The following is a 12,341-nucleotide window of genomic DNA, read 5'->3' as shown; positions in this document are numbered from 1 at the left end:
CTCTAAGATCTTAGCCAAAATAACATAGTATGAAAAACATCCAATTTGCACTTTGGAAAAAATATTGCCTTTTGGTCTACTTAGTAGCCGTATTCAGTATTTCTGCGGCCTCGGCACAGCAGGAGCCCACAGGGATTTTTTTGACATGGAAAGAAGACCCCCTCACCTCAATGGTGGTTGATTGGCACCTTGAATCTTCTACTTCCGAAGTTCTTCATGTACAAGAACAGGGAACGGACACCTGGGCCCAACACCAAAGCGAAGTAAATCCTTTTCCCCATTCGGAGCGAAAAATTCACAGGGTTGCTCTATCAGGATTGAAACCGGGCACCTCATACAGCATCAAGTTTGGAGATAGGAACAAGGAATATTATTTCAACACCATGCCTGCGGATATTGCCAAAGAGTCAATCCGGATAGCCATTGGCGGGGATTCCATGCATGATCAGGCGTTTATGGAAAAAACCAATACCCAAGTGGCGAAATTCGATCCGCATTTTGCAGTGATTGGGGGTGACTTGGCCTATGCCAACGGAGATTCCACTAATGTAGGTCGGTGGTATCAGTGGTTTGATGCGGTAAAGAACACGTTGATTCGGGAAGATGGAAGAATCATCCCACTAATACTTGGAATAGGCAATCATGAAGTTCGAAAGGCTGTTTTTGAAGAAGGTGAAGAGATCATTTTTAACGATGAAAACCGCGCTAAAATGTCGCCATTTTACTACGGCTTATTTGCTTTTCCAGGACAGCCTGGCTATGGGGTGTTGGATTTTGGAAAGTACTTCAGTTTTTTCCTGCTTGATTCCGACCATTCCAACCCCATTATTGGGCCCCAGACGGATTGGTTTAAAAGAGAGCTTAGTATTCGGGATGACGTAACTCAAATTATTACCATGCATCATGTGCCTGCCTATCCTTCTGTGAGGGATTTTAACGGGACCACACAAGCCAGGGTAAGAGAGCATTGGTTGCCCTTGATCGAAAAAGCAGGAGTGAAGTTGGTCTTTGAAAATCATGACCATGCCTATAAGCGCACCTTTCCGATTAAAAATAACCAAGTGGACAAAGATGGAGTGGTTTTCATAGGGGATGGTTCTTGGGGTACCAGACCTAGAGAAGTTCACGATCCCGAGACTACTTGGTATTTGGATAAAGCAATTTCCATTCGTGCCTTTACGCTAGTTACCCTTCAGGGAAGCAGTTTTAATATTATTTCCGTCGATGAAGACGGTAACGTTATCGATTCTTATCCACCTAATCCGCTTTTAAAGTAATGAAATCGAGCATGTGAAAAACCTCACACGGAGGGATGATTATCAAAGCGAGATTCCATGTGACCATTAAAAAACAATTATAAACACATGAAATCGAGCATGACGAAAACGTCACACAGTGGGATGATTATCAAAGCGAGATTCCATGTGACCATTAAAAAACAATTATAAACACATGAAATCGAGCATGACGAAAACGTCACACAGTGGGATGATTATCAAAGCGAGATTCCATGTGGCCATTAAAAAACAATTATAAACAGATGAAATCGAGCATGACGTAGCCGTCACACACTGGGATGACTATCAACCATGCGAGATTCCATGTGACCGCTGAAAAAAAATTATAGACACATGAAACAAACTGTATTGGCTGTACTATCTACTGCCATGATATTAGGAGCTACATCCTGTGGCAATTCAAGTTCTGAATCTTCACAACAACAGGGACAAGTGGTTGAGTCCAAGATAACAGGAATAAAAACCTTGGAATACGAGCATATTTTCGGAGATGACCGCCCCTTTGCGCAATGTCATGCCTCGACGATTGCCCCAGTCGGTGACGGGACCTATATGGTTTCCTGGTTTGCGGGTTCCTATGAAAAGCATGACGATGTGGGGATTTGGCTTTCCCAAGGAAAGTTAAATGATTGGTCGGAACCAAAGTTGGTAGCCAAAATCCGAAACGACCCCCACTGGAACCCGGTACTTTTCAACGCCCCCGACGGAAAAATGTATCTTTATTTCAAAGTAGGGAAAGAAATCGATGACTGGGAAACTTGGGTACAATACTCGGCAGACAAAGGTAAAACCTGGTCTGATGCTCGGGAATTGGTACCGGGTGATACCGGTGGCCGTGGGCCGGTGAGAAACCACATGTTAGTCCTGTCAAACGGAACTTGGCTTGCACCGGCTTCGCTGGAAGACAACAAAGTATGGGATGTGATTATAGACCGAAGCGAGGACGGAGGAAAAACCTGGACAGCTACGGATAAACTAGAGCTTGACAGGAATGAGGTTACCGGCGAAGGCGTTATCCAACCTGCACTTTGGGAATCCAAACCCGGCCATGTTCATATGCTGATGAGAAGCTCGACAGGACAAATCTGCCGTAGCGATTCGGAGGATTATGGAAAAACTTGGTCCAAAATTGAAAAGACGGATCTGCCAAACAACAACAGCGGGATTGATATCGCTCCGCTTGGAGGGGAAAAAATTGCTTTAATTTTCAATCCTGTATCCGGCAATTGGGGAAAAAGATATCCCATCACCGTGGCCATTTCCGAAGACAATGGAAAAACATGGCCCGTCAAGTTCGATATCGAAAAGGGTGAAAATGAGAATGATGAGCTTTCATATCCCGCTATATTCTATGAAGACGGGAAATTAGTGGCCTGTTATACGTGGAATAGGCAGCGCATTGCGTTTTGGAAAGGAGAGATCGAAAGATCACTCTGACTTTAGGTAACCGTTATATCAGTTAGAATGAAAAAATTTTGTAGTGGATTGCTGCTTTCTTTGGGGATTTTAAATACAAGTATTGCCCAAAATACCCAAACCTATGCCGAAAAACTGGGCTATCCGTCCGGTACCAAAGTGGTGATTTTCCACGTGGATGATGCGGGAATGTCGTATGAGTCGAATACCGGAACCATCCGCTCTATTGAAGAGGGGGTGGCCACCTCCTGCAGCATTATGATGCCGTGCCCGTGGTCGGCGGCGTTTACCAAGTACGCTTTGACCGAACCCATGGACGCCGGTATCCACCTCACGCTTACGTCTGAGTGGGGATCCTACCGCTGGCATCCAGTCGCCGGCCGGGAGGTTGTTCCCACACTGATCGATGAGGAAGGTGCGTTGTGGTCTTCGGTACAGGAAGTGGTCCAGAATGCGTCACCGGACGAGATCGAGATTGAGATCCGTGCCCAAATAGATCGGGCAATGGCCATGGGCTTGAAGCCCACTCATTTGGACAGTCATATGGGAACCCTATTTTACCATGCTCCTTTTATGGAAAGATACATTAAGGTTGGAGCCGAATACGGAATCCCTGTGATGTTCCCCGGTGGCACAAATCTAAAGTTATTGGGCATGTCGATGAATGAAAATGTCATCAAACGCTTGAAAAAAGAAGGCAAGTACACGGCAGGCATGAAGCTTCCCAAAAACGACCTTATGATTCAAGCACCTGCAATTGGGCAAAAGATATGGAGTCTGGGGTTGCCAGTTTTGGATGATTTACATTCGGTGAGTGGAGGATGGAAGCCCGATGGAGACCCGACTCCGGAAGAATGGGGGAAATATAAAACAGAGCAGTTCAAGGAAGTACTAACCGAAATGGAGCCGGGGCTGGCGATGATCATTATCCATAGCAATGGGGACAATGAAGTTTTTGGAAGAATTAGCGGGTCAGGTGGTTCCCGCTATGCCGATATGTTAGCAATGGTAGATCCGGAATTGAAAGCGTTTATTGAGCAAGAAGGAATATTGCTGACTACCTGGAAGGAAGTGATGGAGCGGAGACAGGCTGTTAAGTAGTTTCCCAAGCTAGTTAGATCTTTCCTTTTACAAAAACAAAATTACATAAAATCCAGCATGTTGTTCGTCACACACAGGGATGATTATCCAAGCGAGATTCTCCCGAGAATGGGGCAGGCTATACCGGAAAACCGGGACAGGGTATCGCCTTTAACAGACAATTATAAACATATGAAACAATTTCTTTTACTTTTTGCATTAGCTTACTTTGCGGCAGATGTAACCATTGGCCAGATCGTACCTAAGGAGGATGTGGTAGAAAATGAGCTATTGATATTTCCTATTCAGGGGGAACATGCCCATGGCAGCACCTTGGTAGAACTGCCCAATGGAGATTTTTTGGCAGCCTGGTTTCAGGGTTCCGGAGAGCGTACGGCCGATGATGTACGCATTATGGGAGCCAGACTTAGAAGACGGGACAACCAATGGGGAAGTCCCTTTCTGATGGCAGACACACCCCATCTTCCGGATTGCAATCCGGTATTGTTCTTAAATGGGGAAGGCAAGCTGTTCTTGGTATGGATCGCCGTACAGGCAAACCGATGGGAGCAATCCATCCTGCGGGTTCGGACGTCCACCAACTATGCCAATGCGGGAGCACCCATTTGGGATTGGCAGGATAATATCTTTTTAAAGCCAGGGGCGGAATTTGAGGAGGAAGTTAAGCTGCGTTTCAAGGAACTTCCGGACACTCAATTGGGCTGGGCAGAATATGCGCCTTCCTATGATGATATGATTATAGCCGCAAGCAGCGACAGCAAAAAAAGCAGCATAGGCTGGATGACCCGGATTAAGCCCTCGATTTTACCGAATGGGCGGATTTTATTGCCGCTTTATTCTGATGGATTTAATTTCTCAATGGCAGCCATTTCAGACGATGACGGAATTACCTGGACGCCAAGTTTACCCATCGTAGGGCGAGGACCAATTCAGCCCGCTTTTGCAAGGAGGGAAAACGGAGACATAGTAGCCTATATGCGGGATAGCGGAGACGCCCCTTCCCGGGTACACAAAAGCATTTCTAAAGATCAGGGCTATACATGGTCAGCCACAGAAAAAACAGACATTCCAAATACAGCGAGCGTGGAATTGCACGTGCTAAGCTCCGGTCATTGGGCATTTTTAGGAAACGATGTGGATGATGGCAGGTACAGGGTTGCATTATACCTTTCCGATGATGAGGGAGAAACCTGGAAATGGAAAGTATACCTGGAGGACGGGGATAAAGATAAAGGCGGCCATAGCTACCCTAGCTTAATTGAAGACCGTAGAGGCAACCTGCATTTGACTTATTCCTTTCATCCGGATAAAAATGAAAAGTCGATTAAATATATCGTGGTTAATCCTAAGAAGATTCTGAGGTATAATGAGTAGGGTATTGGGGGTCTGGTAGGAAATCAAAGGTTTCTAAAAGGGTCCCGCAGATTGCGCTGATTTTCGCTGATGTTTTTCTGCGTACATATGCGCAATCTGCGGGAAAACCATCTCTCTCTAGGTGTAGTATCCACTACACCTTTCTATCAGCAATCTCCATTGGAGTTGGAATTTGCTAAATGCCATTTGCAATGGCTTGTGACAAATATTCGTTGGCATTAAAAATAAGCCCCCACAACCTCTGAATGGACGAAGTTGGGTTGGTTCGAGTAGTTCCCGCAGATATCGCAGATCTCCGCTGAGTGAGAATTTTCTGCGTTCATTTTCGCAAAAAAGATATCTAGGTATACGTATAGTTTCGACCGTACATCTCAAGTGAAATTTGGAACAGGGCTGGAACTACTAAGGGATTGTTTTTGATTTTTTTAACCAGCCTTTTGAATTCATTCTCAAAATAAAAACATAAATAGTTACCAATTAAGGTAACTATTGTTATCTTTGAAGCGTATGAGGATCATTAAAGAGAAAACGCTGACTGAGTATTGCAAGCAGAGCAAATACCAAAAGGCCGAAGAATCTTTGAAGGCTTGGATTTATGAAGTCAGGTCTTCCTCTTGGAAAAACTCAAGTGAATTAAAAGAGAAATATGGCAATGCCAGTATCATAGGTTCAAAGAGAGTAGTTTTCAATATAAAAGGTAATGACTTTCGTTTGATCGTTGAAGTAGAATACAAATTAAGGATAGTTTTTGTTATTTGGTTTGGAACTCATGCAGCATATGATAAAATTGACGCAACCACAGTACGATATGAAAATCAAAATACTTAAGACGGAACAGGAATATGACGATGCTTGTGATAGAATCTACACATTGATTCACAGTACGGAGAAGGCTATTGAGCCTGATAGTCCGGCGGGTGAAGAATTGGAGCTCTTGTCATTGCTTGTGGAGAAATATGAGCAAGAACACTATCCAGTTGGTGCGCCGGATCCAATAGAAGCAATTAAGTTTAGAATGGATCAGATGAGTTTAAAGCAAGTGGATTTAGCGCCATTATTGGGAGGAAAAACTAGAGTGTCGGAGATATTGAATAGGAAGCGTGCATTGACTCTTAAAATGATAGTTTTATTAAATAAATATTTGGGAATACCTTTTGAATCTTTGATTGCAGGTAATATGGATATACAACTGGAACCGGAAATCTTAGAAAAGCTCCTAAGTAATGCATCAATAAAAGAATATTATTCCGGCTCTAAGACTGCCTTATTGCATTAGATATTTTTAATCTGTGAAGAAGAACTAAGGTCTCGCAGAATTTGTCCCGGTTTTTCGGGATGTCGCTGATTTCTATCGTTGGTGTAATGCTGAGTATAACTGCGCAATCCGTGGTAAGAAATCCTGCTACGGGTGGTATAGTTGAAGAAGCATTTTGAAACGGATGTCGGATGTATTGTAGAATGGCAAAATTATGACTTATATTGGGGAATTACTCTGTCTAGGTGTAGTATCCACTACACCTTTTTATCAGCAATTTTCATTAAAATCGAAATTCCCTAAATGCCATTTGCAATGGCTGACGACAAATTTTTGTAGACATTAGAATTAGCTCCCACATCCTCTGAATGAGTGAAGTTTGGCTGATTTCCGCAGGATGTCTTTCTGCGCACATCTGCGAAATCCGCGGGAAAAAGAATCTCCCGCAGATCCCGTTGATTTTCGCAGATCTCTTTACGTGATAATCTGCGCAATCCGGAAAAGCCGGGACAAGTTTTGCCGGAAACAAGCATTCCGGACCGGAGGATAGAAGGAAATAAGTTTAGAAAGGGGTTCAGATAACTTGGAATAAAAGTTCTAAACCATGCCGTTTTTAACGATTCATTCAAAGCAGTGAATCAGAAAGTCAGGAAAATTGTTATCTTTATCTATGGAAACGATACTAAAAGATATTTTAAAGCTCAGTGTAGCTGAAAGGATTTTCTTGGTAGAAGCTATCTGGGATACTTTGCCGGAAGAAACTGAAATAGAATTTACTGAAGCTCAGAAAAAAGAAATTGATAGGCGTTTAGATTTATATGAAAAGGGTGAGACGAAGACTTATTCTTGGGAGGAGGTAAAGCAAAGTCTAAAGCTAAGCAAATGAGATTAGAGTTTTCAGAAGAGGCACGTTTAGATATTCAGGAAACAATTGATTGGTACGACTCCAGAAAAATGGGTTTAGGGAAGGAATTTTTGTTAAGCTTGGATGAGACCATTAACAATCTTCAAAATAACCCATTTCAGTACCCGTATCAACACAACGAAGTTCGGCGTATACTTTTGAAACGCTTTCCATATCAGGTTATGTTTGTAGTTGCCAACCAAAACATAGGTGTACTTGGCGTAATTCATACCAGCAGAAATCCTACTATTTGGAAAAAGAGAGCAAAGGGATAAATTGTATTCATCTATTATAAAACGTTCGGGGCTATTTTCATTTTTATCCAAATGCCTCTCTTTCAATGATGTCCATATAAACTATGATTTTAATTGCATTTTTTCTTTATCTGATAATTGTATTGATTTGTTTTCGTACCGTTTATAAAAATGGTAAGGAAATATCTACTAATTTTAAGATAGGAATTGCTTTTTTATCTAGCCTTATGACCTTTTTAGTTTTCTTTTATTTTCAAGATTTTATAAATTTTATTACAGTAGTGTGGTTGGATCTTATTTTTAAATTCATTCTAGTTTTACTGATGCCATATATTGTTACATATCTAATTGTTTCTATCATCAGAAAGCTTTTTTACTGAGTTTTAGATGCCAAATTTGATGTTTCTTCCACTAGGCCGTTTTTTCTGGGAATTTCTTTTTATGGTTAATCTCCTAATGCCATTGGCTGATGATAAATTTTTGTAGGCATTAAGATAAATACCCACAACCTTAGAATGCGTGAAGTCTAGTTACTTGGATTAGCTCCCGCAGATCCCGTTGATTTTCGCAGACCTCTTTACGTGTTCATCTGCGCAATCCTGAAAACCTGAGACAAGTTTTGTGGGAAAAATACTTCAACCCAACACATATTTTTTCCCCAGTCCAATAGTACGAAACATTTACAAATCGGTAATACAACCGAGTGGGAGGATTTATTTCCACCTACATCACTAGTTTGGTTTGGTAGATTTGTCCGCTTGTGGTCTAAAACCGGAGCGGACAATTTCTTTAACCACCCAAAACACTGTATTTATTTAATTACCCCTATCAAACATGAAGAAAACACTTATCGGCTGCTCGGTAGCCCTAGGCCTTTTTGCCGCATTTTCCTGCAGCAGCCCCGACAAACAAGAACAAGGTACCGAAAAAACCGTCCACGTGGACATTCCATTTTTACAGGAAGTCAGTGTGAAGTATTATTTCGAAGAGCCCAGTGTAAACTTGGAAAAAGTCTTCATGGATAGAAATGGTACGTTACAAGTCCTTTCAGATCAAGGATTGTTAAGACCGCATGATGGGCAATTTTTATATCCGGGCACCATGGTGAATGACCGTACCTACCTTCCGATGAAAGACAAAAACCTGAAGGATATGGGTATCTTTCAGGATCAGTTTGTCTACCTGGACGATAAGGCGGTCCTGAGCAACGCATGGGCAGGTGCGGTTTATGTACCCCACGGGCTGCCTAATGCCAAGCATTTTAAGGCAGGAAAGGATTTTTCCTTTCTGGTGTCCGACGGCAGCCAAGTTGCATATCTTGCGGATCCCAGTTTGGTTTGGAAAGGAAATATTCCAAGTGGAAGGGTGTTGGACCTGACCTATGATACTGCCAATGACCGGTTTTTTATCTTGACATCAGAAAAAATCTATAGCTATCAGATCGGGGCGGACAATGTAAAAGAAGGTTTTGCTGGTTCTGGATTTACCAGCTTCGCACTAGTAGAAGAAGGGAAGAATCTTATTGTTGGAACCAATGATGGCTACTTCACCGTCAGTGTATCTACCCAACAGCAAGTAGGCGATCGGCAAAACAAACTGCCATGGCCCGTCCTGACTACAGTTGCCGAAATCCATGGAAACCTCTGGTTCGGTTCTGAAAAGGGTGCGTTTATGAAAAAGGACGATGGGAAATATAACTACTATTTCGGCGAACGCTGGCTTCCCGGAGATATAGTCAAGCACTTGGCCCCCGGCAAAGACAACGATGTGTTGATTTTGACAGATAAGGGGTTGAGCAAACTGGAATTTTTCGAACATACTCTACAGCAAAAAGCTGAATTTTTTGACAAGCAGGTTCGGGAACGCCATATTCGTTATGGATTCAATTCCTCCTTGGTGGGTATGGAAAAAGGGAACATTAATACCGGACGCTTGGGTGACTCAGACAATGACGGCTTGTGGACATCCATGTACTTGGGAGGGGAAGCCTTCCGCTATGCGGTAACCGGAGAAGCCGAAGCACTTCAAAATATCCGTGAATCCATGGATGCCATGGAAAGACTATACACTATTAATCCGGTAGAAGGGTTCCCATCCCGATCCTTTGCCCGCAGAGGATATATAGATCAGCTTTCTGATCCCGACCGTTGGCAGCATGCAAGTCATCCGGAGTGGGACTGGAAGGCCACGACAAGTAGCGACGAAGCCATCGGACATATATTTGTCTTTGGCGTAGTGGCTGAGTTAGTGGAGGACAAGGAACTGAAGGATCAGGCGGTGCGTCTGATAGATGCCCTGATGCAGCATATTGTGGACAATGACTGGTATTTGATTGATTACGACGGCAAGCCCACCCTTTGGGGCAAGTGGCATCCGGACTATGTGAACAATTTCCCACGCATGGTAGGCGACCGAAAACTTAATTCCTCCAATATCGTGGCCATGTTACAGACTGCCTATCATTTTACACAAAAGGAGATTTATAAAACCAAAGCCTTTGAGCTGATGGAGGACCATGGTTACTTGGAAAATATGATGGTGCCCATGGAGCAAATTGGCAAAGCTGAGGAGGGAACGGATGAATGGGCGGAAATGCTCTCGGAATCCTGGAATCATTCGGATGATGAAATGTACTTTCTCGGCTATTGGGGGCTGTATCGGTATGCCTTTAATGACACCCTCAAAGCAAAATACAAGGAATCCATCATCGACCACTGGGAGTCGGAAAGGCCAGAGAAGGAAGGACTTTGGAATATCTTTACAGCGCTGGTAACTCCTGACAATTTTGACCGGGAGGAAGCTATATGGTATCTTCAAGAATACCCTATGGATTTGGTCAACTGGTCGGTAAGTAATAGCCACCGCAAAGACATTGAGCTTCTTGAACAAAACTTCCGACGGCAGACTACGGCTGAGGTATTGGCTCCGGATGAATTGCCGATAAGAAGGCACAACGCCAACCGCTTTGGATTGGATGCCGGTGGTATGGGCCGCTCAGAAAGCAGTGCAGGGGATATTTGGCTGCTGCCCTATTGGATGGGACGATATTTGGGGGTAATTTCCGGCCCGGAGATAACGGATTAAATTGAAAAACATATGAAGTTTCTTACCAAGATTAAAGAAGGAAAGCGGGTTTTCGGTACCTGCATTACATCTTTCAACCCCCTATGGCCAAAAGTTTGGAAGGGGGTTGGGTTGGACTTCATATTTATCGACACCGAACATATTGCCCTTGACAGGACTCAGGTTTCGCACCTTTGCCAGGTGATTGCGGCGTCGGGTATTTTTCCCATTGTCCGTATCCCCAATCCGGATCCGTTTTTAGCCTGTCAGCTAATAGATGCTGGCGCTAAGGGGATCGTTGCTCCCTATTTGGAATCCCCGATGCAGATTCGGGAGTTGGTTGGTGCCACGAAATTCCGGCCTTTGAAAGGCCGGAAATTGGAGCGGATTTTGTCTGGAGAAGAGATTGTCTCCCCGGATTTGCAGGCCTATTTGGATCGGTATAACAAGGGGAACTGGTGCATTGCCAATATAGAAAGTGTTGCAGCATTGGACCGCTTGGAAGACTTGCTGGAGATACCCGGTTTGGATGCAGTGTTTATCGGACCCCATGACCTGTCGGTCAGTATGGGATTGCCAGAGCAATATGACCATCCTGATTTTGAAGCTGCAGTCATACGAATAATCAATTCCTGCAGAACCAGAAACCTCAGTGTGGGCATTCATTTTTCCGAAGGACCCGAAAGACAGATCCGATGGATGGAAGCTGGTGTTAACCTAGTGCTTCACAGTTCTGACTTTGCCTTATTTTACCAGCGTTTGCAGCAGGATATGCACCAATTGAAATCGGCTATTGGAGAAAGTTTTAGTCAAGGCAATGATTCCCAAGCCATTTAAGATAATTCTAGAAAAAAACATGACAAAAATTACAGAACAGGATTCCCTTTATCGGCATTTGGAAAAGATGTCCGTGGAGGAGTTAACGGCAAGTATCAATAGGGAAGATAAAAAAGTGGCTTTGGCTATCGAAAAGGCACTTCCTCAAATCAATGCGGTGATAACGAAGATCGTTTCCCAACTTAAGAATGGGGGCCGCTTGTTTTATTTGGGCGCAGGTAGTGGGGGTAGACTTTCTGTATTGGACGCCATCGAGCTTCCGACGACCTATGGGATTTCCAAAGGTGTAGTCAATGTAATCCTAGCTGGTGGAGTTGACCAATTGATCGAGGCAAGGGAAGAGGAAGAAGACAATATAGAAGCAGGATGGAAGGCCTTGGAAAGCCATAATGTATCCACAAAGGACTTTGTATTGGGAATTTCGGCAAGTGGAACTACACCATTTGTGTTGGAATCTCTAAAAACCTGTCAGGCAAAGGGCATTCCCACCGGATGCTTGGTAAGCAATCCGGATACACCCATAGCGCAGTATTCGGATTTACCTATTGAGGTCATTACCGGACCGGAATTTATTACAGGAAGTACCCGAATGAAATGCGGTACGGCCCAAAAAATGATATTCGATATGATCAGCACCACTACCATGGTACAGTTGGGAAGGGTGGAGGACAATAAGATGGTGAATGTCTTACTGATCAATGACAAGATTACCGACCGTGCGGTGAAGATGCTGATGGCGCGCTCTGGAATGGAGGAGTATGACTTAGCCAAGCAACTTCTTCTCGATAGGGGCTCCGTTAGAAAAGCGTTGGATCATTTAGGTAAATAAATTTCTCCTT

11 protein-coding genes are annotated in these 12,341 nt (G+C 43.6%); all 11 read left to right on the top strand.

What is annotated here, in order from left to right; all coding sequences use genetic code 11:
• The first annotated feature begins 29 nt into the window (after window positions 1-29).
• The 11 genes from FQ608_RS00485 (at window position 30) to FQ608_RS00435 (ending at window position 12,331) form a co-directional block, all read left to right on the top strand.
• Window positions 30-1,277, top strand: coding sequence for a fibronectin type III domain-containing protein (locus tag FQ608_RS00485; protein WP_158855843.1), 1,248 nt, complete (start codon window positions 30-32; stop codon window positions 1,275-1,277).
• A 354-nt stretch (window positions 1,278-1,631) separates the two neighbouring features.
• The gene (locus tag FQ608_RS00480; RefSeq protein ID WP_158855842.1) at window positions 1,632-2,735 is read left to right on the top strand and encodes a sialidase family protein; all 1,104 of its coding nucleotides are present in this window, start codon (window positions 1,632-1,634) and stop codon (window positions 2,733-2,735) included.
• Between the two features lie 27 nt (window positions 2,736-2,762).
• Complete coding sequence (locus FQ608_RS00475; RefSeq protein WP_158855841.1) at window positions 2,763-3,815, top strand: polysaccharide deacetylase family protein; 1,053 nt, start codon at window positions 2,763-2,765, stop codon at window positions 3,813-3,815.
• Between the two features lie 57 nt (window positions 3,816-3,872).
• Window positions 3,873-5,189 (top strand): sialidase family protein, encoded by a 1,317-nt coding sequence (locus FQ608_RS00470; RefSeq protein ID WP_317168873.1) that lies wholly within the window; start codon window positions 3,873-3,875, stop codon window positions 5,187-5,189.
• A 507-nt stretch (window positions 5,190-5,696) separates the two neighbouring features.
• Window positions 5,697-6,017 carry a type II toxin-antitoxin system HigB family toxin gene (locus FQ608_RS00465; protein ID WP_158855840.1) on the top strand — a complete coding sequence of 107 codons (321 nt, stop codon included), beginning with the start codon at window positions 5,697-5,699 and terminating at the stop codon, window positions 6,015-6,017.
• The gene (locus tag FQ608_RS00460) at window positions 5,998-6,465 is read left to right on the top strand and encodes a helix-turn-helix domain-containing protein (RefSeq protein WP_158855839.1); all 468 of its coding nucleotides are present in this window, start codon (window positions 5,998-6,000) and stop codon (window positions 6,463-6,465) included. Before FQ608_RS00465 ends, FQ608_RS00460 begins: the two co-directional genes overlap by 20 nt.
• Window positions 6,466-7,114: 649 nt before the next feature.
• Window positions 7,115-7,330: an addiction module protein gene (locus FQ608_RS00455; protein ID WP_158855838.1), complete on the top strand. Its 216-nt coding sequence runs from the start codon at window positions 7,115-7,117 to the stop codon at window positions 7,328-7,330.
• Window positions 7,327-7,623, top strand: coding sequence for a type II toxin-antitoxin system RelE/ParE family toxin (locus tag FQ608_RS00450; RefSeq protein ID WP_158855837.1), 297 nt, complete (start codon window positions 7,327-7,329; stop codon window positions 7,621-7,623). Before FQ608_RS00455 ends, FQ608_RS00450 begins: the two co-directional genes overlap by 4 nt.
• A gap of 813 nt (window positions 7,624-8,436) precedes the next feature.
• Complete coding sequence (locus tag FQ608_RS00445; protein WP_158855836.1) at window positions 8,437-10,686, top strand: ligand-binding sensor domain-containing protein; 2,250 nt, start codon at window positions 8,437-8,439, stop codon at window positions 10,684-10,686.
• 12 nt (window positions 10,687-10,698) lie between these two features.
• The gene (locus FQ608_RS00440) at window positions 10,699-11,502 is read left to right on the top strand and encodes an HpcH/HpaI aldolase family protein (protein WP_158855835.1); all 804 of its coding nucleotides are present in this window, start codon (window positions 10,699-10,701) and stop codon (window positions 11,500-11,502) included.
• A gap of 19 nt (window positions 11,503-11,521) precedes the next feature.
• The gene (locus tag FQ608_RS00435) at window positions 11,522-12,331 is read left to right on the top strand and encodes an N-acetylmuramic acid 6-phosphate etherase (RefSeq protein WP_158855834.1); all 810 of its coding nucleotides are present in this window, start codon (window positions 11,522-11,524) and stop codon (window positions 12,329-12,331) included.
• Window positions 12,332-12,341 lie beyond the last annotated feature (10 nt).

The sequence above is a fragment of the Lunatibacter salilacus genome (assembly GCF_009797935.1).
Taxonomy (GTDB): domain Bacteria; phylum Bacteroidota; class Bacteroidia; order Cytophagales; family Cyclobacteriaceae; genus Lunatibacter; species Lunatibacter salilacus.
Note: the sequence above shows the minus strand (reverse complement) of the source record. Positions and strands in the feature narration are given on the sequence as shown.